This is a genomic window from Microbacterium sp. AG1240, assembly GCF_003635115.1.
GTDB lineage: Bacteria > Actinomycetota > Actinomycetes > Actinomycetales > Microbacteriaceae > Microbacterium.
In genome coordinates, this window is the sequence record NZ_RBXJ01000001.1 from 1,729,044 (window position 1) to 1,748,523 (window position 19,480).

General features: G+C 70.1%; 18 protein-coding genes. 5 read left to right on the top strand and 13 right to left on the bottom strand.

The features are described from left to right. Positions 1-19: 19 nt before the first annotated feature. The 12 genes from DEU34_RS08220 to sufB are packed head-to-tail and all read right to left on the bottom strand — an operon-like array spanning position 20 to position 11,635. A complete protein-coding gene (locus DEU34_RS08220) occupies positions 20-1,054 on the bottom strand; it encodes an ABC transporter substrate-binding protein (RefSeq protein WP_121149581.1) in 1,035 nt (344 codons plus the stop codon). A 53-nt stretch (positions 1,055-1,107) separates the two neighbouring features. Continuing rightward, positions 1,108-1,932 (bottom strand): ABC transporter ATP-binding protein, encoded by an 825-nt coding sequence (locus DEU34_RS08225; protein WP_121149582.1) that lies wholly within the window; start codon positions 1,930-1,932, stop codon positions 1,108-1,110. After that, on the bottom strand, positions 1,929-2,963 hold the full coding sequence (locus DEU34_RS08230) for an iron chelate uptake ABC transporter family permease subunit (protein WP_259460069.1): 1,035 nt from the start codon (positions 2,961-2,963) through the stop codon (positions 1,929-1,931). The genes DEU34_RS08225 and DEU34_RS08230 overlap by 4 nt, the downstream gene beginning before the upstream one ends. After that, positions 2,960-3,973, bottom strand: a complete 1,014-nt coding sequence (locus tag DEU34_RS08235; RefSeq protein ID WP_121149583.1) for an iron ABC transporter permease — start codon at positions 3,971-3,973, stop codon at positions 2,960-2,962. Before DEU34_RS08235 ends, DEU34_RS08230 begins: the two co-directional genes overlap by 4 nt. Further along, positions 3,970-4,911: a siderophore-interacting protein gene (locus DEU34_RS08240; protein ID WP_121149584.1), complete on the bottom strand. Its 942-nt coding sequence runs from the start codon at positions 4,909-4,911 to the stop codon at positions 3,970-3,972. The genes DEU34_RS08235 and DEU34_RS08240 overlap by 4 nt, the downstream gene beginning before the upstream one ends. Before the next feature lie 15 nt (positions 4,912-4,926). Then, complete coding sequence (locus DEU34_RS08245) at positions 4,927-6,306, bottom strand: MFS transporter (protein ID WP_121149585.1); 1,380 nt, start codon at positions 6,304-6,306, stop codon at positions 4,927-4,929. Beyond that, complete coding sequence (locus DEU34_RS08250) at positions 6,303-7,478, bottom strand: MalY/PatB family protein (protein ID WP_121149586.1); 1,176 nt, start codon at positions 7,476-7,478, stop codon at positions 6,303-6,305. The genes DEU34_RS08245 and DEU34_RS08250 overlap by 4 nt, the downstream gene beginning before the upstream one ends. 44 nt (positions 7,479-7,522) lie before the next feature. Continuing rightward, positions 7,523-7,852 carry a metal-sulfur cluster assembly factor gene (locus DEU34_RS08255; protein WP_116646709.1) on the bottom strand — a complete coding sequence of 110 codons (330 nt, stop codon included), beginning with the start codon at positions 7,850-7,852 and terminating at the stop codon, positions 7,523-7,525. A 9-nt stretch (positions 7,853-7,861) separates the two neighbouring features. After that, a complete protein-coding gene (gene sufC / locus DEU34_RS08260) occupies positions 7,862-8,632 on the bottom strand; it encodes a Fe-S cluster assembly ATPase SufC (protein ID WP_116646710.1) in 771 nt (256 codons plus the stop codon). 14 nt (positions 8,633-8,646) lie between these two features. Then, positions 8,647-8,976, bottom strand: a complete 330-nt coding sequence (locus tag DEU34_RS08265) for a non-heme iron oxygenase ferredoxin subunit (RefSeq protein WP_121149587.1) — start codon at positions 8,974-8,976, stop codon at positions 8,647-8,649. Next, on the bottom strand, positions 8,973-10,181 hold the full coding sequence (gene sufD, locus DEU34_RS08270) for a Fe-S cluster assembly protein SufD (protein ID WP_121149588.1): 1,209 nt from the start codon (positions 10,179-10,181) through the stop codon (positions 8,973-8,975). The genes DEU34_RS08265 and sufD overlap by 4 nt, the downstream gene beginning before the upstream one ends. 35 nt (positions 10,182-10,216) lie before the next feature. After that, complete coding sequence (gene sufB, locus DEU34_RS08275) at positions 10,217-11,635, bottom strand: Fe-S cluster assembly protein SufB (protein ID WP_121149589.1); 1,419 nt, start codon at positions 11,633-11,635, stop codon at positions 10,217-10,219. A gap of 248 nt (positions 11,636-11,883) precedes the next feature. Here sufB and DEU34_RS08280 point away from each other — a divergent pair, with 248 nt between their 5' ends. Together DEU34_RS08280 and DEU34_RS08285 are read left to right on the top strand one after the other, a co-directional pair. After that, positions 11,884-12,834, top strand: a complete 951-nt coding sequence (locus DEU34_RS08280) for a heme A synthase (RefSeq protein ID WP_121149590.1) — start codon at positions 11,884-11,886, stop codon at positions 12,832-12,834. 135 nt (positions 12,835-12,969) lie between these two features. Continuing rightward, positions 12,970-13,431, top strand: coding sequence for a hypothetical protein (locus DEU34_RS08285; protein WP_121149591.1), 462 nt, complete (start codon positions 12,970-12,972; stop codon positions 13,429-13,431). Between the two features lie 66 nt (positions 13,432-13,497). On the opposite strand, the gene DEU34_RS08290 is transcribed toward DEU34_RS08285, so the two are convergent. After that, a complete protein-coding gene (locus tag DEU34_RS08290) occupies positions 13,498-14,424 on the bottom strand; it encodes a heme o synthase (protein ID WP_121149592.1) in 927 nt (308 codons plus the stop codon). A 219-nt stretch (positions 14,425-14,643) separates the two neighbouring features. On the opposite strand from DEU34_RS08290, the gene tkt reads away from it, so the two are divergent. Genes tkt through DEU34_RS08305 form a run of 3 tightly spaced genes read left to right on the top strand, consistent with a single transcriptional unit; the run spans position 14,644 to position 19,477 of the window. Further along, positions 14,644-16,743 (top strand): transketolase, encoded by a 2,100-nt coding sequence (tkt, locus tag DEU34_RS08295; RefSeq protein WP_121149593.1) that lies wholly within the window; start codon positions 14,644-14,646, stop codon positions 16,741-16,743. Further along, positions 16,740-17,861 carry a transaldolase gene (gene tal, locus DEU34_RS08300; RefSeq protein ID WP_116646718.1) on the top strand — a complete coding sequence of 374 codons (1,122 nt, stop codon included), beginning with the start codon at positions 16,740-16,742 and terminating at the stop codon, positions 17,859-17,861. The genes tkt and tal overlap by 4 nt, the downstream gene beginning before the upstream one ends. Beyond that, on the top strand, positions 17,858-19,477 hold the full coding sequence (locus DEU34_RS08305) for a glucose-6-phosphate isomerase (RefSeq protein WP_121149594.1): 1,620 nt from the start codon (positions 17,858-17,860) through the stop codon (positions 19,475-19,477). Before tal ends, DEU34_RS08305 begins: the two co-directional genes overlap by 4 nt. The last annotated feature ends 3 nt before the right edge of the window (positions 19,478-19,480 follow it).

Sequence of the window (19,480 nt, forward strand, 5' to 3'; positions counted from 1 at the left end):
GCGCCTTCGTCGTATCGGATCAGCCCTTGGCGACGGCGGTGGCCTCGGCCAGCTGCTCGACGATGGTGGGCAGGATGAACGGGAACGTCAGCGCGGTCGGCGAGACGGCGGCGACGTTCTCCTCGCCGACGATCGCGGCGACGGCGCCCTTCGCGACGGCGGGGATGAGCCGCGTGCGGTCAGAGGTGAGGAAGGTCTCGAGAGCGCCCTCGTCATCGACCTGCGTGAAGATCACGTCCGCGTCGATCGAGTCGAGGTTCTCGCCGCTGACGGTCGCGTAGAAGCTGCCGGATCCGTCGTCGAGCGCGGCGACAGAGTCGGCGGTGACGAAGCCGAGGTCCTCGAGGATCTCCACGCGGGGGTCGGCGGGGAGGTAGAGGTAGAACGTGTCGACGCTGTCGGAGGCGTACGCGATCGTGGTTCCCGCGAACTCCGGGTGCTCCGCCGCCGCCGCGGCGACCTGCTCGTCCATGTCGGTGATGATCTGCGCAGCATCCTCTTCGCGGCCGAGCGCCGCGCCCGTCTCGGTGATGACGTCGCGCCACGGGGTGGTCCAGACACCATCGGTGGGTGCGACGACCGGCACGCCGGCGCCGGTGATCGCGTCGTACTCCTCCTGGGTCAGGCCGGAGTAGGGCGCGATGAGCACGTCGGGGTCGGTCGCGAGCAGCTCCTCGACCGGCACCTCGCCGGAGGCATCGAGGATCACGGGCGTCTCACCGCCCAGTTCGTCGAGGGCGTCCTTCACCCACGGGGTGATGCGGTCGTCTCCCCCGCCGTAATCCATCGAAGCGATGGCGACCGGAACGATCCCGAGGGCGAGCACGGCGTCGGTGGAGCCCCAACCCCACGTCGCGATGCGCTCGGGGGCGGACTCGATCACCGTCTCGCCGTACATGTTCGTCATCGTCACCGGGAAGGCCTCGGATGCCGCGGTGTCGGACCCGGACGAGCCGGCGCCGTTCTCGGGGGCGGCCGTCGAGCAGGCCGACAGCGCGAGGACGCCGGCGGCGAGGGCTGCGGCGAACGCGATCGCACGGGGGGTGCGGGACATGGGTTTTCCTTTCGAACGCGGAAGCGGGTTCCGCCGGGTGGGGGTTTCGGGGATCAGGTGGGGTCGGGCGTCAGGTGCGCGCCCCCCGGGCGCGGCACGACGAGGGGTGTGCCGGTGAGGGGGTCGGGCATCACGAGGGCATCGAGCGCGAACGCGTCCGAGACGACCTCCGCCGTCAGCACCTCTCGCGGGGGGCCCTGGGCGACGATGCGTCCCTCGCTCATGACCACGAGGTCGTCGGCGTAGCGCGCGGCGAGGTTGAGCTCGTGCAGCACCACGACGATCGTCGTTCCGTGCGCGCGGTTCAGCTCGACGAGGAGGTCGAGCACCTCGAGCTGATGGCTCAGATCGAGGAACGTCGTCGGCTCGTCCAGCAACAGGATCTCGGGATTCTGGGCGAGCGCCATGGCGATCCAGACCCTCTGGCGCTGTCCGCCGGAGAGGTCGCCGACGGGCCGGTCGGCGAGAGCCTCGACCCCGGTCAGCCGCATGGCGTCGTCGACCTGCGCCGTGTCGGCGGCGCTCCATCGCTCGAAGACGCCACGGTGCGGGTGGCGTCCGCGCGAGACGAGCTCGCCGACGGTGAGACCGTCGGGGGCGATCGGATGCTGCGGAAGCAGCCCGACGCGCTGCGCGAACCGTCGTCGCGGAATGCTCGCGACGTCGACATCGTCGAGGAGCACCTCGCCGCCGAGCGGGGCGTGCAGGCGCGCGAGCACGCCGAGCAGGGTCGACTTCCCGCAGGCGTTCGCGCCGATGATCATCGTGATCCGACCGGGGGTGACATCGAGGTCGAGGTTCTCGATGACCCGTCGGCCCGGGTAGCCCGCGTTCAACGACCGCGCGCGCAGGCGCGGCGGAGTGGGGGAAGCGCTCATACCTGGCGCCCTTTCGTCGAGGCCAGAAGCCACAGGAGGAACACGGCGCCGAGCGCCCCGGTGACCACGCCCACCGGGAGAGAGAGGCCGGGGAGCGCGAACTGCGCGATCAGGTCGGCCGCGACGAGGAGGGCGGCCCCCGTGACGGCGCTGGTGCCGATCCCCAGCGCCCCGTGTCCGAGGAGCGAACGGGCGATCGGGGGCGCGCACAGCGCGACGAACGCGATGGGCCCCGCGAACGCGCAGGTGACGGCGGTGAGCAGCACCGCGCAGACGACGGCCACCCCGCGCACGGTCGTGGCGTTCACGCCCAGACCCGAGGACGTCGCCGGACCCAATTGCGTGATGGGGAGCCAGCGGGAGGCGAGGGCGACGAACGGCGCGCACGCCACGATCACGACGAGGACCACGAGTACCTGCCACCACGCGCTCGACGCCAGCGATCCGGTGATCCACACCAGCGCTGCCTGCGCGAGCTCGAGCTGCGCGCGGGCCATGAGGAAGTTCGTGACCGCGACGCAGAGGAAGGCGACGCCGATGCCGGCCAGGATGAGGCGGAATCCGCCGTCCGAGAGCCGGCGTCCGGCTGCGAGGAGGAATACCGCCACGACCATGCCGCCGACGAATGCCGCGGCGGCCAGCAGCGGCCCGGTCAGCCCGAGCACGAGTAGCACGAACAGCGCGCCGACGCTCGCACCGCCGCTGATGCCGAGGAGGTCGGGACTCGCGAGAGGGTTTCTCAGCAGAGTCTGCAGGAGTGCCCCCGCGGTGCCGAGGCAGACGCCGACGAGGACGCCCATCACGACGCGCGGCGCCCGCACCTGGAACAGCACGTACGCCTCCACGCGCTCCCCGCCGCCGAAGAGGGTGCGCCACAGCTGCACGGGTGAGAGGGGGTAGTCGCCGAGCGAGAGGCCGAGCACGACGACGACGAGCAGCGCCGCCGTCACTCCGGCGATCGCGATGACGCGGCGACGGCGCACCCGCCCGCGCACGAGCGCGAGAGGCGACGGGGTCTGCACGGCGGTCACAGCGCGACCCTCCGACCCCGGAGCACGAGCGCGATCAGCGCGGGCGCCCCGACGAAGGCCACCACGATGCCGGCCTGCACCTCGCCGGGCAGTGCGATCACGCGGCCGATGACATCGGCGGCGAGGAGCAGCGATGCGCCCACCGGGATGCTCAGCGCGAGGAGCGGCCCGTGGCCTCCGCCGACGAGAGCTCGGAGGACGTGTGGGACGAGCAGCCCGACGAACACGATCGGTCCCGCGAGAGCGGTCGCTCCCCCGCACAGGAGCACCGTGGCCAGGATGCCGAGAGCGCGCGTGCGGGCGACGTTCTGCCCGAGACCGGCTGCCGTGTCGCTCCCAAGCGAGAGGAGGTCGAGTCCGCGTCCGCTGGAGAGGGCGAGGACGGCGCCGACGGCGATGGGCAGGGCGGCGATGGCCACCGTGTCGAGCCCGCGGGTGGTCAGACCACCCACCTGCCAGTAGCGGTAGACGTCGAGCGTGGCGGCCGACGTCGTCAGCATGAACGTCGTGACCGCGATGAGGCCCGCGGTGACCGCGGCGCCCGTGAGCGCGAGCTTGGCCGGGTTGTCGCCGTCCGGGCCGCGCGTGCCGATGACGGCGACGACGACGGCCGCGACGGCGGCGCCGACGAAGGCGAACCAGACGAATCCGCTCGGCTGCGCGATTCCGAAGAAGCTGATCGCCACGAGCACCGCGACCGAGGCACCCGCGTTGATGCCGAGCAGACCGGGGTCGGCGAGCGGATTACGGGTGAGCCCCTGCATCAGGGTGCCCGCGAGAGCGAGGGCGGCGCCGGCGATGAGTCCGATGGCGGTGCGAGGGAGTCGCTGGGTGACGACGACCACGTGATCGGCCACCGTCGGGTCGAACGCCGTCAGCGCCTGCCACACGATCGTCGGCGACACCGAGCGCGCACCGATGAGAAGACTGCCCGCGACGGTGAGGGCCAGGACGACGACAGCACCGACGGCGACGAGACGCAGACGCCTCGCCCGGGACGTGGTCGTCATGCCTGCCGTTCTGCTTGCCCGAGCCGCCAGTAGCCCATGAACGCCACGCGCTTGCGGTCGACTCCCCCGGTGGTCACCAGCATCCGGCGCAGCGTCTTGATCGTCGCCGCCTCGCCCGCGAACCACGCGTAGAACTCGCCTTCGGCGTCGGCGGGACTGTCCCAGATGAGGTCGCGGTCGACGTCGACGTCGGCGAGCACCTGGGGTCGCGGCGCGGCGGCGCGCGTCAGCACGTCGGCGGATGCTGCGCACCATCCCTCGAGCGCTGCGATCAGCCGCGCGCCGTGCGGGGCGTCGTCACGTGCGATCCAGGTGACGCGGTGAGCGCGGGGCGCATCCAGGGTCAGAGCGTCATCGCCCGTCGGCACCTCGAGGAACGCGTCGACGTCGACTCCGGCCGGGAGCGACTCGAGGATCGCGCTGATGGCGGGCACCGCCGTCTCGTCGCCCGCGAGCAGCAACCGCCGGGCCGTCCCGGGATGGAAGTCCAGGCCGAGCCGCGACTGCTCGCTGCGTTCGTCGGGTCCGACGATGACGAGCTCCTGGCCGGGGCGCGCATGCGCGGCCCACTCGCCCGCCGGCCCTGCGTCGTGATGCACCACGAAGTCGACGTCGATCTCGCGAGCCTCGGGGGCGACACGACGGACCGTATAGGTGCGCAGGGGGCTGCGCTCATCGGTCGGTACGTCGCGCCAGCGCTCGTACCACGCGCCTGTCGCGATGGCCTCGTCGTCGCGCTGGCCCACGTCGGTGATGGTCCCGTCGGCAAGCGGCAGGAGGAGCTTGACGCGCTGGTCGAGACCGGCCGTGCCGAAGTCGGCGAAGTCGTCGCAGCCGAAGGTCACGCGCACGAACGACGGCGACAGCCGGCGCACCGCGCGCACCTCTGCGCAGTAGGGCCGGTAGGACGGACGGCTCGAGACGACGACGGAGGACACCTCGTAAGGGTAGCCTTACCTGCCCGGATGTTCCAATCGACTCTCGATCGGCGCCGTGATGCGCGTTGCGGGAATGCCGCCGACGAGGGCGATCAGGGTCGACAGGAGGAAGGCTCCCACGAACGCCGGGGCTCCCCCGCCGAGGGCCACGACGACGATTCCCGCCGCGGCGATCGCGGTCGCCGCACCCGTCGCCTCGGCGATCGACAGGGCCGCGGAGTTGCGCCCCTGGTCGGCCTCCGTCGAGGCGGCCAGCATCAGCATCGTGATGCGCGGATACAGGAGCCCCATCCCGCCGCCGCCGAGCGTCCACGCGACGATGAGCACGATCGGCGGCAGGTGCAGGGCGACACCGGCGGTCACGACGGCCATCGAGACGATCGTGATCGCCAGTCCGCCACCGAGGATGCGACGAGCACCCCAGCGATCGCCCACGCGCCCCTGCGCCTCCGAACCGGCCGCCCACATCACGGCGGCTCCCGTGAGGGCGAGCCCCGCCCAGATCGGCGAGAACCCGTAGAGGTCGATGAAGACGTAGGGAACGTAGATCTCCGCGCTGAAGAAGGCGCCGGCCACCGCCCCGCGCAGCAGGATCACGCTCGGCAGGCCGCGGCCGCTCCGCAGCGTCCGCGGCGGAAGGAGCGGTCGGATCGCCACCACCACGACGACCGCGCCCACGATGACGAGGAGGACCGCACCCGTCCCCGACTCCGCGGCGATGCTCAGGACGAGCACGCCCGCGGCGACGGCCATGGACCACAGGAGACGAGCGAGGAACGGAGCGCGCTCGGCGTCGTCCGCGGAACGCAACTCGGGGCGGGACAGGCGGGGCAGCAGCAGAGCGTAGGCCGCGGCGGACAGCACCACGACCCCGAGGAACACCCACCGCCAGTGGAGAAGCTCGGTCACCGCCCCCGCGAGGAACGGTCCGACCAGCGCCGGAAGCACCCAGGCCGCCGCGAACGCGGCGAGGATACGACCGTGCAGAGCCGACGGGTAGACCCGCGCGATGACGACGTAGAGCGACACGGTCATGCCCCCGGCGCCCAGACCCTGAAGCAGCCGGCCCACGATCAACGCGACCATGTCGGGGGCCAGGCCCGCCACCAGGAGACCCGCGACGAACAGCGCGACGGCCGCCGAGAGCGGCACCGCCGGCCCCGAACGATCGGCCCACGACCCGGCGCACACCATTCCGATCACCGACGTCGCCAGCGTGCCGGCGAACGCGAGCGCGTACAGCGACTGCCCGTCGAGGTCCGCGGCGATGACGGGCATCACCGTCGTGACGGCGAGGCTCTCGAGCGCGGCGAGGAACACCAGGGCGACCGAGCCGAGGCTCACCCACCCGAACGGCGACCGCCAGATGCCGGGCCCGTGGGACCGGTCGCTCACCTGCTCACGAGGGCGCCGACGCGCTCGACGGCCTCACGCAGCACGTCGGGCGAGCATCCGAAGTTGATGCGCACGTGACCGGCCCCCTCGGTTCCGAAGTACGGGCCGACGTGGAACGCCACCTTGGCCTCCCGGCGGATCTTCGCCGCGGGATTGTCGCCCCACCCGAGCTCCGTCAGGTCGACCCAGCCCAGGAAGCCCGCGTCGGGTATGCGGTAGCGAGCGGCGGGCACGTGCTCGGCCAGCAGGTCGGCGAGCAACCGTCGGTTGTCGTCGAGGGCGGCGTGCAATCCGTCGAGCCACTCGTCGCTCTCCGGCGAGAAGGCGGCGATTCCGGCGAGGGCGCCCCACAGGCCCGTGCGCCACTCCACTTCCCACGGCAGCGCCTTCACGACCGCCGCGGTGCGCTCGTCCGCGGTCACCATGAGCGCGCACTTCAACCCGGCGAGGTTGAACGCCTTGCTGGCGCTGGTGACCGCATAGCCGATGCGCGCGGCGTCGTCGGACGCATCGAGGAAGGGCGTGAACCGCTCCCCGGGGTGGACGAGCGGCGAGTGGATCTCGTCACTGACGACGGCGGCGCCGTGGTGTGCGGCGATGCGCGCGAGCTCGGCGAGATCGGCGCGGGTGTGCACCGTCCCGGTGGGGTTGTGCGGGTTGCACAGCAGCACGGCACGGGCGCCGGCCGCCAGCGCCGCCTCGATCCCGGGCAGGTCGAGACGCCAACGGCCGTCTGCGTCATCGACCGACGGAGCCACGAGAGGCACCCGCTCGACCTCGGCGCCGGCCTCGCGCACGGTGTCGAAGAAGGGCGGGTACACCGGCGGGGTGATCACGACACGGTCGCCGGGCGAGGTCACCGCCCGAAGGAGCTCGACGACGCCGACCATCACGTCGCCGGTGGTGCGCACCCGCGCCGGGTCGACGGTCCATCCGAACCGGCGCTCCGCGAAGCCTGCGAAAGCCCGTGCGATGCCCGGATCCGGCGGTGTGTAGCCGGTGTCCCCGAGACGGACCGCCCGCTCGAGCGCGGCCGAGATGGCCGGCGCGAGCGGGAAGTCGGTCTCCGCCACGAAGAGCGGGAGGATGTCGGCGGGATAGGTCCGCCACTTGGAGCTGGAACGCTGCCGGAGTTCGTCGAGGGGAAGGGCGCGAAGGGGCGTGACGCTCATCCCGCGAGCCTACCCGCGCCCTCCGGGCCGGGTGGGGTCGTGCGTCAGATGGCGAAACCGAGCGCGCGCATCATGTCGCGCCCGTCGTCGGTGATGCGCTCGGGGCCCCACGGCGGCATCCAGACCCAGTTGATCCGGAATCGGTCCACCACGTTGTCCAGCGCCTGTGCGGTCTGCTCCTCGAGGACGTCGGTGAGGGGGCACCCGGCGGAGGTGAGCGTCATGTGGATGATCAACGCATCGTTCTCGTCGTCCCACGCGAGGTCGTAGATGAGACCGAGGTCGACGACGTTGATCCCCAGCTCGGGGTCCATCACGTCCTTCAGCGCCTCGGTGACCTCGTCGTACTTGTCGGCCGTGATCGTTGCGGTCATGTAACGATTCTACGCTTCCACGGGGCTGTCGGCCGGGATGAACCGGTCGTAACCCTCGTTCTCGAGTCGGTCGGCGAGCTCGGGGCCGCCTTCTTCGACGATCCGGCCGGCGACGATCACGTGCACGAAGTCGGGGCGGATGTAGCGGAGGATGCGGGTGTAGTGGGTGATCAGGAGCACACCGAGGTCGCTCTTGCCCTTGGCGCGGTTGACGCCTTCCGAGACGATCTTGAGCGCGTCGACGTCGAGTCCCGAGTCGGTCTCGTCGAGGACCGCGATCTTCGGCTGGAGGAGTTCGAGCTGGAGGATCTCGTGGCGCTTCTTCTCGCCGCCGGAGAATCCCTCGTTGACGTTGCGCTGGGCGAACTTGTCGTCCATGCGGAGGTCCTTCATCGAGGCCTTGACGTCCTTGGTCCAGGACCGGATGCTGGGCGCCTCGCCGTCGATCGCGGTCTTCGCCGTGCGGAGGAAGTTCGTCACCGTGACGCCGGGGATCTCGACGGGGTACTGCATCGCGAGGAACAGGCCCGCGCGGGCGCGCTCGTCGACGGTCATCGCGAGGACGTCGTCGCCGTCGAGCGTGATGGACCCACTCGTGACGGTGTACTTGGGGTGACCGGCGATCGTGTAGGCGAGCGTCGACTTGCCCGAGCCGTTCGGGCCCATGATCGCGTGGGTCTCGCCCGTGCGGATGGTCAGCGTGACGCCGTTGAGGATCGGGGTGGTGCCCGCATCCGTCTCAACGGTGACGTGGAGGTCTCGGATCTCGAGAACAGTCATGTCGGTTTCCTTACTCAGTTCGTGGGACGCGTGACGGTGGGATCGACGAGCACGTCGTCTCCCTCGATCGTCACCACGTAGACGGGGACCGGCTCGTAGGCCGGGAGATTCAGCGGGTGCCCGGTGGTCAGCGAGAACGCCGACCCGTGCGCCCAGCACTCGAGCGTGTCGCCGTCGACGAAACCCTCGGCGAGCGACACCTCTCCGTGCGTGCAGGTGTCGCCGATGGCGTGCACCTCGCCGTTGCCGTCGAGGACGACGGCCATCGGCACGCCGTCGACCTCGACGCGCAGGGCGGCGTCCTGCTCCAGCTCGCTCAGCGCGCAGATGCGGGTGGCGCTCACGCCGTGACTCCTTCTTGCAGTTCGCGTTCGATGGCCTCGGTGAGTTCGACCTGGAGGTCGGCCACGCCGATGCGCTGCACGATCTCGCTGAGGAAGCCGACGACGACCAGGCGGCGCGCCTCGTCCTCGTCGATTCCGCGAGCCTGCAGGTAGAACAGCTGCTCGTCGTCGAACCGGCCCGTCGCGCTGGCGTGGCCCGCGCCCAGGATGTCGCCGGTCTGGATCTCGAGGTTCGGGATCGAGTCGGCGCGGGCACCGTCGGTGAGCAGCAGGTTGCGGTTGGCCTCGTAGGAGTCGGTCGCGACGGCGTCGGGCCCGATGAGCACATCGCCGATCCAGACGCTGCGTGCGCTCTCGCCCTGCAGCGCGCCCTTGTAGAGCACGTCGCCCTTCGTGTGGTCGCCCTTGTGGTGCAGGTAGACCTGCGACTCGAGGTGCTGACCGGCATCGGAGAACGACAGACCGAACAGACGGCCCTCCGATCCCGAGCCCGACAGCTCGACCGAGGGGTTCACGCGCACCACTCCGCCGCCGAGGCTGGCCACGATGTGGGTGAGCTTCGCGTCGCGATCAACCCGCGCCTGGTGCGATGCCGCGTGCACGGCGTCGTCGTCCCAGCGCTGGACGGTGATCACGGTGAGGTCGGCGCCGTCGCGGACGACGATCTCGACGTTCTGCGCGTAGGAGGCCGAGCCGGAGTGGTAGAGCACGACGGTGCCCCGGGCATGCGGCATCGCCTCGATCACGATGTGGTCGGTTGCGACGAGGCCGGCTCCGAGGCCCGTGACGTCGATGCGCAGGGGCTCGGTGAGCTCCTCGTCGGCCGCGAGGCGTACGTGAAGGGCGTCGGTCGAACGCTGCCACGCCGTGGCGGCGACGACGTCCTCCGGCCGGAAGTGCTCGCCGCGCACCGGGGCGTCGAGCCCCGAAGAAGCGATCACGTGCGACGCCGCCGATCCGAGGTCGCGGCGGAGCGCCGCATCCTCGTCGGCGATGTCGTCGGCGAACAGTGCTCGCAGACGGTCGACGGGCGTGTGCTTCCAGTTGACCTCACGGCCGGTCGGCGCGCCGAAGTCGGCGACGTCGAAGGAGGTGGGGCGCTCGGAACGCGTCTGCACCGGGACGACGGGCACGGTCTTGTCGCCCCATCCTCCGTCGGTGTGTGCGGTGCTCCCGGGGAGGGGGACGGTGGTGGTCGTCGTCATCTAGCCGACCGATCCTTTCGTGGGCGGGGCGGCGATCATCCGACGCTGCCCTCCATGCCCATCTCGATGAGCTTGTTGAGCTCGAGCGCGTATTCCATCGGCAGCTCACGGGCGATCGGCTCGATGAAGCCGCGGACGATCATCGCCATGGCCTCGTCTTCCGGGAGTCCGCGCGACTGCAGGTAGAACAGCTGCTCCTCGCTGACCTTCGACACCGTCGCCTCGTGACCGAGCTGCACGTCGTCGACGCGGATGTCGATCGCCGGGTACGTGTCGGAGCGCGAGATCGAGTCCACCAACAAGGCATCGCACCGGACGGTGTTCGCCGAGTGGTGCGCATTCGCATCGACGCGCACCTCACCGCGGTAGCCGGCGCGTCCACCGCCTCGAGCGATGGATTTCGACACGATCGACGACTGCGTGTAGGGCGCCATGTGGACCATCTTGGCGCCGGCGTCCTGGTGCTGGCCGGGGCCGGCGAACGCGACCGAGAGGGTCTCGCCCTTCGCGTGCTCGCCCATGAGGAAGATCGACGGGTACTTCATCGTGACCTTCGAGCCGATGTTGCCGTCGATCCACTCCATCGTCGCGCCCTCGTGGGCCACGGCCCGCTTGGTGACGAGGTTGTAGACGTTGTTCGACCAGTTCTGGATCGTCGTGTAGCGAACGCGGGCGTTCTTCTTCACGATGATCTCGACGACGGCCGAGTGCAGCGAGTCGCTCTTGTAGATCGGGGCGGTGCAGCCCTCGATGTAGTGCACGTACGAGCCCTCGTCGGCGATGATCAGCGTCCGCTCGAACTGGCCCATGTTCTCGGTGTTGATGCGGAAGTAGGCCTGGAGCGGGATCTCGACGTGCACGCCCGGCGGCACGTAGACGAACGATCCGCCCGACCATACGGCCGTGTTCAGCGCGGCGAACTTGTTGTCGCCCGCGGGGATCACGGTGCCGAAGTACTCCTCGAAGAACTCGGGGTGCTCGCGCAGCGCCGTGTCGGTGTCCATGAAGATGACGCCCTGGGCTTCGAGCTGCTCGTTGATCTGGTGGTAGACCACCTCGGACTCGTACTGGGCGGCGACACCGGAGACGAGGCGCTGACGCTCGGCCTCGGGGATGCCGAGCCGCTCGTACGTGTTCCGGATGTCCTCCGGGAGTTCCTCCCAGGTTCCGGCCTGCTTCTCCGTCGAGCGGACGAAGTATTTGATGTTGTCGAAGTCGATCTCGCTGAGGTCTGCGCCCCAGGTCGGCATCGGCTTGCGTCCGAACAGCTGATAGCCCTTCAGACGGGTCTTCAGCATCCACTCGGGTTCATCCTTGAGGGCGGAGATGCCTCGCACGACGTTCTCGTTGATACCGCGCTGCGCAACAGCACCCGCGGCGTCGGCGTCGTGCCAGCCGAACTCGTACACCCCCAGCCCCTCGAGCTCGGGCCGGTCGATCAGTACATCAGTCATGACGATCCTCTCCTCTTCGGGCCGAACGGTGTCATCCGCCCGAGCATTCCCGTTCCGCGTGGAGTGCGGCGGAGGGAGGAGGCTCGGTGGGCCCGCTATGAGGCGCAGTTACCGCGCCTAGACTGTCGGGGATGGCATTCGCGTGAGCGGTGCATCCCGAACCCCTTGATTCTACAGGTTCCCGGCCGTGTACGGGGTGCCCAGCGCCCACCCCCGGCGCTCGCGGAACCCGCCTGGAGGCGACCCCCATGTCCGCGCAGTCCACCGCCGACACCCACCGCGGCACCGACCCCACGCCGCTGTCGCGCTTCGTCGCGTGGCTGCCCGACCGGGTGGATCGCCGCATCCGGGTCTTCGCCTGGCTCTCTTTCATCGCCGAGGTGCTCATCATCGGCACCGGCGGGGCCGTGCGCCTCACCGGTTCGGGGCTCGGCTGCCCGACGTGGCCGACCTGCACGCCCGACTCGCTGGTCGCCACGCAGGAGATGGGCATCCACGGCATCATCGAGTTCGGCAACCGAACCCTCACCGGCGTCGTCGGAATCCTGGCGCTGGCCGTCGTCGTGCTCGTCTGGCGGATGCGTCGCCAACGCCGCGACCTCTTCGTGCTCGCCGCGATCGTTCTCGGCGGCGTCGTCGCCCAGGCCCTCGTCGGAGGAGTGACCGTCCTCACCGGCCTCAACCCCTTCATCGTCGGCTTCCACTACGTCGCCTCGGTCGTCCTGGTCGGCGTGTGCGCCGCGTTCCTCGTGCGGATGAACGCCGCCCCCGGCCTCCGCTCGCTCGCCGTCCCCCGCTGGTACCTGATCACGACGCACGTGACGACGCTCGTGCTGGCCCTCACCATCGTCTTCGGCGTGCTGACCACGGGCGCGGGCCCGCACTCCGGCGACGACGCGGCGGTGCGCAGCGGCTTCGACGCCCAGGTGCTCGAGCACGTCCACGCGTGGCCCGGCTACGCCCTGTTCGCGCTGACCCTGGTACTCACGATCGTCGCCTGGGCGCGCCGCCTCCCCGTGCGCCGGTGGATCACCGCGCTGCTCGCGATCGAACTCGTGCAGATCTCCGTCGGGCTCTACCAGGCGCGAAACGGCCTCCCCGAATGGGCCGTGGGCACCCACATGGTGCTGGCCGCACTGACCGCCGCAGCCATGGTCGTCGTGGTGCTGAACCTGAAGACCCCCTCGCTCGCGCGCTGACGACGGGAGCGCTCCGCGCCCGGGCACCTTCATAGGGAAAACATCGGAGACGCAGAAGCATCGTGGTGGCCTACGGTGCAGACTGGTCGATGCCGCGGCCGAATCGTGCCCGGAGAATCTAGGAGTTGACCCGAAATGACCTCTCGTGCCCGCCTGATCACCAGCATCCCGTTCTGGATCCTCGTCGCCGGGTCCGTCGTGGCCGGAGCCGTGGGCCTGTGGATCGTCGTCGACCGCCTCGGCACCCTCGAGCGCGGCCTCGTCGACGGCACCGCCACCACCGCCCAGGTCTACGGCGGACAGTCGTGGTCGGTCGTCGGAGCCGTGCTCCTCGGTGCGGGCGTCGTCGGACTCTTGCTCGCACTGGCGCTGGCCGCCGCGAAGGCGCTCATCCCCCAGGGCGATGCGGCCGTCGTCGAGACGATCGACTGGACCGCTGACGAGACCGCCTCCGAGCCGACCCCGTTCGCGACCGAGCCCGCCGTCCCCGCCGCTACGACCGCGGCGCCCGTCATCGCCGAGGACCCCGACGTGGAGGTGCCCAGCACGACCCCGGCACCGGCAGCGGCGACCGAGGGCGACGACAAGCGCGTCTGACGCCGCATCCGCGACGACGAAAAAGGCCGGGTCCCGAGGGACCCGGCCTTCTTCGTGCGCGCTGCGTCAGAAGGGCAGGAGCGGGTCGACCGCGATCGCGACGAACAGCAGTGTGAGGTACGTGATGGACGCGTGGAAGACGCGCATGGGGCGCGGCTCGGTGCCCCGCACGGCGCGCGTGTAGAGGCGGTGCGACTCGTAGAGGAACCACCCGCCGAAGACCAGGGCCGACACGGTGTAGACGAGGCCCATCGATGCGACGGGGATGAGCAGGAGCGAGCAGGCGACCGTCGCCCAGCCGTACAGGATCACCTGGAGGCCGACCTGCGAGCCGCTGCGGGTGGCACCCAGCATGGGCACGTCGACCTCTTCGTACTGCGCCTTGTACTTCATCGACAGCGGCCAGTAGTGCGGAGGCGTCCAGAGGAACACGAGCGCGAACAGGATGAACGGGGTCCAGCTCAACGATCCCGTGACGGCCGACCAGCCGATGAGCACGGGGAAGCATCCGGCGATGCCGCCCCAGACGATGTTCTGCTCGGTGCGGCGCTTGAGGATCATCGTGTAGATGACGACGTAGAAGAAGATGGCGCCGGCCGAGAGGGCCGCGGCGAGCCAGTTCGTGGTGAAGAAGAGCCAGACGGTGGATGCCGCGGCGAGGGTCCACGCGAAGATCAGCGCGTTGCGCGGCGTCACTTCGCCGGTGACCAGAGGACGCTTCTCGGTGCGCTGCATGTGCGCGTCGATGTCGCGGTCGAGGTACATGTTGAACGCCGCGGCCGAGCCGGCGCTGAGCGACCCGCCGATGACCGTGGCGAGCACCAGCCAGAGATTCGGCATGCCGTTCTGCGCGAGGATCATGACCGGCACGGTCGTGACCAGCAGCAGCTCGAGGACCCGCGGCTTCGTCAGCGCGAGGTAGGCCCGGAAGGTTCGTCCGAACGTCTTCTGAGGGGTCGCGACCGGCGTGATCGACGTCGTCGAGATGTCCATCTTCCCCCGTTTTCCGTGCTCATCAGGTCCACCCGAGTCTACGTCATCGGTCGCGGGGCCCCGGTGCGCGCGGGCCCCGTCATGTCACCCGTCCAGACGTCCCGCTTCGCTATGCTGAAAACGAACGCGCGCCTGGTGCCGGCTCCCCCTCCACTCCATTGATGGACGACGGAGCTGCGGCACGACCAGAGGGCGCCGAGATCGAGGGAAGGCGACCGAGTGTCGGACTTGAGCTGGGATGAGATCGATCGGCGCGCGGTGGACACCGTGCGCGTACTCGCGGCAGACGCCGTGGAGAAGGTGGGCAACGGCCACCCGGGCACGGCGATGAGCCTCGCCCCGGCCGCGTACCTCCTCTATCAGAAGGTGATGCGGCACGATCCGGCCGACACCCACTGGCCCGGGCGCGACCGGTTCATCCTCTCGGCGGGGCACTCCTCGCTGACGCAGTACATCCAGCTGTACCTGGGCGGCTTCGGGCTCGAACTCGACGATCTCAAGGCTCTGCGCACCTGGGGTTCTCTGACGCCCGGCCACCCGGAGTACCGCCACACCGACGGCGTCGAGATCACCACCGGCCCCCTCGGCCAGGGCCTCGCCTCGTCGGTCGGCTTCGCCTACGCGCAGCGCTACGAGCGCGGCCTGTTCGATCCCGAGGCCGCCGCAGGCGAGAGCCCGTTCGACCACCACATCTATGTGATCGCGTCCGACGGCGACCTCGAAGAGGGCGTCACCAGCGAAGCATCTTCGCTCGCCGGCCACCAGGAGCTCGGCAACCTCGTCGTCATCTACGACGCCAACCAGATCTCGATCGAGGACGACACCAACGTCGCCTTCACCGAGGACGTCGCCCAGCGCTACGAGTCCTACGGCTGGCACGTGCAGACGGTCGACTGGAAGAAGACCGGTCAGTACGTCGAAGACGCCGCCGACCTGTACGACGCCATCGAGGCCGCGAAGGGTGAGACCGCGAAGCCGTCGATCATCATCCTGAAGACGATCATCGGCTGGCCGTCGCCCGGCAAGCAGAACTCCGGCAAGATCCACGGTTCGGCCCTCGGCGCCGACGAGCTGCGCGCCACCAAGGAGGTCATGGGCTTCGACCCCGAGCAGACCTTCGAGGTGGACGCCGCGGTGCTGGAGCACACGCGCGAGCTGGTCGCCCGCGGCGAGGCCGAGAAGGCCGCGTGGCAGGAGAAGTTCGACGCGTGGGCCGCCGCCAACCCCGAGCGCAAGGCGCTGTGGGACCGCGTGAACGCCCGCGAGCTCCCCGCAGACATCGCCGACGCGCTGCCGGTGTTCGAAGCCGGCAAGGAGGTCTCCACGCGCGCCGCGTCGGGCACCGTCATCAACGCGCTCGCGGCAGAGCTCCCCGAGCTGTGGGGAGGCTCCGCCGACCTCGCCGAGTCGAACCTCACGACGATCAAGAACGCCAAGTCGTTCATCCCCGAGGAGTGGTCGACCCACGAGTGGGACGGCTCGCCATACGGACGAGTGCTGCACTTCGGCATCCGCGAGCACGCCATGGGCTCGATCCTCAACGGCATCGTGCTGCACGGCCCGACCCGCGCCTTCGGCGGCACGTTCCTCATCTTCAGCGACTACATGCGCCCGCCGCTGCGTCTGGCCGCGCTGATGAACATCCCGTCGCTGTTCGTCTGGACCCACGACTCGGTCGCCCTCGGCGAGGACGGCCCGACGCACCAGCCGATCGAGCAGCTCGCGACGCTCCGCGCGATTCCGAACTTCGCGGTCGTGCGGCCCGCTGATGCCAACGAGACCGCGGTCGCCTGGCTCGAGCTGATCCGTCGGCACGCCGGCCCCGCCGGCATCGCCCTGTCGCGTCAGAACCTGCCCGTGTTCGAGCGCGGTGAGGGCGAAGCATCCGGTGACGTCTTCGCGTCGGCGAAGGGTGCGGCTCAGGGTGCCTACGTCCTGGCGGAGGCCCCCAACGGCACGCCCGACGTGATCCTCATCGCCACCGGCTCCGAGGTGCAGATCGCCGTCGCCGCGCGCGAGTCGCTCGCCGCGGACGGCATCAACGCCCGCGTGGTGTCGGCCCCGTCGCTGGAGTGGTTCGCCGAGCAGGACGAGGCGTACCGCGAGTCGGTGCTGCCGACGTCCGTCACCGCCCGCGTCTCGGTCGAGGCCGGTATCGCCCTCACCTGGCGGGGCATCGTCGGAGACAAGGGCCGCTCGGTCTCGATCGAGCACTTCGGCGCCTCCGCCGACTACAAGACTCTGTACAAAGAGTTCGGTATGACCGCCGAGGCCGTCGTCGCCGCGGCCCGCGAGACGATCAAGGAGAACAACGCATGAGCACTCCCACCGCACAGCTGTCCGCCGCAGGCGTGAGCATCTGGCTCGACGACCTCTCGCGCCAGCGAATCATGACCGGCAACCTCGCCGATCTGATCGCGACCCGCAACGTCACGGGCGTGACCACGAACCCGACGATCTTCGCCGGCGCCCTGTCGAAGGGCGAGGCGTACGAGGCCCAGGTCTCCGGGCTCGCCGCCAAGGGCGCGACCACCGACGAGGCGATCTTCGAGATCACCACCGACGACGTGCGCGCCGCCTCCGACGTCTTCCTCCCGGTCTTCGAGGAGACCGGCGGCGTCGACGGTCGCGTGTCGATCGAGGTCTCCCCCGACCTCGCCCACGACACCGAGGCCACCATCGCGCAGGCGAAGGACCTCGCCGCGCGCGTCGACCGCCCCAACGTGCTCATCAAGATCCCGGCGACCAAGGCGGGCCTGCCCGCCATCACCGAGGTCATCGGCGCGGGCATCTCGGTGAACGTCACCCTCATCTTCAGCCTCGAGCGCTACGCCGAGGTCATCGACGCCTACCTCTCGGGCGTCGAGAAGGCGAAGGCCGCCGGTCACAAGATCGACACCCTCCACTCGGTCGCCTCGTTCTTCGTGTCGCGCGTCGACACGGAGGTCGACAAGCGCCTGAGCGCCATCGGCACCGACGAGGCCACCGCCCTGAAGAGCAAGGCGGGCATCGCGAACGCGCGCCTGGCCTACGAGCTCTTCGAGCGCGAGTTCGCCACCGACCGCGCGAAGGCCCTGCTCGATGCGGGCGCCACCGTTCAGCGTCCGCTCTGGGCCTCGACCGGCGTCAAGGACCCGGCGCTGCCCGACACGCTCTACGTGACCGAGCTGGTCGCCGGGGGCACCGTCAACACGATGCCCGAGAAGACCCTCGAGGCGACCTTCGACCACGGCGTGATCACCGGCGACACCATCACGGGCAACTACGCCGACGCGCACGATGTGTTCGACCGGCTCGCGGCCGTCGGCGTCGACTTCGCCGACGTCACCCAGGTGCTCGAAGACGAAGGCGTGGAGAAGTTCGTCGCGTCGTGGCACGAACTGCAGGGGACCGTCGCGAAGGCGCTCGAGGCCGGCACCGCGGAGGCCGCTCAGTGACGTTCGACATCCACGTCACGGGTCACCCGCGCGAGCTCGTCGAGACGACGCTCCCGGGTCTCGTGGCGTCGCTCGTCGCCTCGTCGATCACGGCGGGCGACAGCAGCCTCTGGGGTGCGGCGGCCGAGGCCGAAGCATCCCGTCGGCTCGGCTGGGTGCAGGCGGTCTCGGTCTCGCGACCGCTCGTGTCCGAGATCGAGGCGCTTCGCGCCGAGCTCGTCGCGAAGGGAGTGACGCGCGTCGTCCTGGCGGGGATGGGCGGCTCATCGCTCGCTCCCGAGGTGATCGCCCAGACATCGGGGGTTCCGCTCGTCATCCTCGACTCGACCTCTCCCGGGCAGGTGCTCGCCGCCATCGACGGCGACGCCGAGTCGGGCGGTCTCGACAAGACCGTCCTGGTCGTGTCGTCGAAGTCGGGTTCCACGGTCGAGACCGATTCCGCAAAGCGCACCTTCGAGGCGGCGTTCCGCGACCTCGGGATCGACCCGGTCGAGCGCATCGTCGTGGTCACCGACCCCGGCTCCCCGCTCGACGAGGCGTCGCGCGCGCAGGGCTACCGCGTGTTCACCGCCGACCCCACCGTCGGCGGTCGGTACTCCGCCCTCACCGCGTTCGGCCTGGTCCCGTCCGGGCTCGCGGGCGTCGACCTCAACGAGCTCCTGGACGAGGCCGAGGCCACGCTCCTCGAGGTCGCCATCGACAGCCCCGAGAACCCCGCCCTGGTGCTCGCCGCGGCGATCGCCGGCGGGGAGCCCCGGCGCGACAAGCTCGGGCTCGTCACCGACGGCACCCACATCGTCGGCCTTCCCGACTGGATCGAGCAGTTGATCGCGGAGTCCACCGGCAAGAACGGCACCGGGATCCTCCCCGTCGTCCTGCTGCCGGTGTCGCCCGAGCTCGATGCGCTGCCCGACGACCTGCAGATCCTCCGCCTGGTCGACAACGCCGCGCAGTTCCATCTGTTCGAGCGGCACGAGGGCGAGATCCTCGTCAGCGGCTCGCTCGGTGCGCAGTTCATCGTGTGGGAGTACGCCACGGCCATCGCCGGCCGGATGCTGGGGATCGATCCCTTCGATCAGCCCGACGTCGAGTCGGCGAAGATCGCGACCCGCGGTCTGCTCGACGCACGCCCCGAACCGACGCAGCCCGCGTTCACGCTCGACGGCGTCGAGGTCCGCGTCTCCGATCCCGCTCTCGCGGCGTCCGGCACGCTCGCCGGTGTGCTCGATGCCCTGTGGGCCCAGCTCCCACCGAACGGCTACGTCGCCATCCAGGCCTACGTGAACCGCATCGCGATCCCGCAGCTGCAGGGTCTACGGGAGCTCGTCGCGGCGGATGCGGGTCGCCCGGCCACGTTCGGCTGGGGTCCTCGTTTCCTGCACTCGACCGGGCAGTTCCACAAGGGCGGACCCGCCACCGGCGTGTTCCTGCAGATCACCGAGCGCACCGACACCGATCTCGAGATCCCCGGCCGGCCGTTCACCTTCGGCCAGCTCATCGAGGCGCAGGCCGCCGGCGACGCGTCGGTGCTGGCCGCGCACGGCCGTCCCGTCGTGACTTTGACCCTGACCGACCCGCAGCTCGACGTCGTCGAGCTCTTCGAAGCAGCCCAGTGAGCG

Coding starts and splice junctions, on each gene's coding strand:
- DEU34_RS08220 (WP_121149581.1), bottom strand. CDS start 1,054: ATGTCCCGCACCCCCCGTGCGATCGCGTTCGCCGCAGCCCTCGCCGCC.
- DEU34_RS08225 (WP_121149582.1), bottom strand. CDS start 1,932: ATGAGCGCTTCCCCCACTCCGCCGCGCCTGCGCGCGCGGTCGTTGAAC.
- DEU34_RS08235 (WP_121149583.1), bottom strand. CDS start 3,973: ATGACGACCACGTCCCGGGCGAGGCGTCTGCGTCTCGTCGCCGTCGGT.
- DEU34_RS08250 (WP_121149586.1), bottom strand. CDS start 7,478: ATGAGCGTCACGCCCCTTCGCGCCCTTCCCCTCGACGAACTCCGGCAG.
- DEU34_RS08255 (WP_116646709.1), bottom strand. CDS start 7,852: ATGACCGCAACGATCACGGCCGACAAGTACGACGAGGTCACCGAGGCG.
- sufC (WP_116646710.1), bottom strand. CDS start 8,632: ATGACTGTTCTCGAGATCCGAGACCTCCACGTCACCGTTGAGACGGAT.
- sufD (WP_121149588.1), bottom strand. CDS start 10,181: ATGACGACGACCACCACCGTCCCCCTCCCCGGGAGCACCGCACACACC.
- sufB (WP_121149589.1), bottom strand. CDS start 11,635: ATGACTGATGTACTGATCGACCGGCCCGAGCTCGAGGGGCTGGGGGTG.
- DEU34_RS08280 (WP_121149590.1), top strand. CDS start 11,884: ATGTCCGCGCAGTCCACCGCCGACACCCACCGCGGCACCGACCCCACG.
- DEU34_RS08285 (WP_121149591.1), top strand. CDS start 12,970: ATGACCTCTCGTGCCCGCCTGATCACCAGCATCCCGTTCTGGATCCTC.
- DEU34_RS08290 (WP_121149592.1), bottom strand. CDS start 14,424: ATGGACATCTCGACGACGTCGATCACGCCGGTCGCGACCCCTCAGAAG.
- tal (WP_116646718.1), top strand. CDS start 16,740: ATGAGCACTCCCACCGCACAGCTGTCCGCCGCAGGCGTGAGCATCTGG.